Origin of the sequence: Arthrobacter sp. 'calajunan', assembly GCF_046940185.1 — a bacterium.
Classification (GTDB): Bacteria; Actinomycetota; Actinomycetes; order Actinomycetales; family Micrococcaceae; genus Glutamicibacter; species Glutamicibacter soli.
In genome coordinates this window covers 1-274 of sequence record NZ_JBKZDY010000047.1, presented here as the reverse complement: position 1 = coordinate 274, position 274 = coordinate 1, and the positions used below count along the sequence as shown (strand labels likewise).

The 274-nt window shown below is 56.6% G+C and carries 1 rRNA gene; it reads right to left on the bottom strand.

The window, feature by feature from the left end:
• Positions 1-274: ribosomal RNA gene (locus RF641_RS17600) — 23S ribosomal RNA — on the bottom strand; the annotation flags it as partial.

The window sequence follows — 274 nt, the reverse complement described above, 5'->3', positions numbered from 1 at the left end:
TAACCGGTCCTCTTAACCTTCCAGCACCGGGCAGGAGTCAGTCCGTATACATCGTCTTGCGACTTCGCACGGACCTGTGTTTTTAGTAAACAGTCGCTTCCCCCTGGTCTCTGCGGCCCACACCCGCCTCCGGAGAGCAAGTCTCCATCACGGGGCAGGCCCCCCTTCTTCCGAAGTTACGGGGGCATTTTGCCGAGTTCCTTAACCATGATTCTCTCGATCGCCTTAGTATTCTCTACCTGATCACCTGTGTCGGTTTAGGGTACGGGCGGAC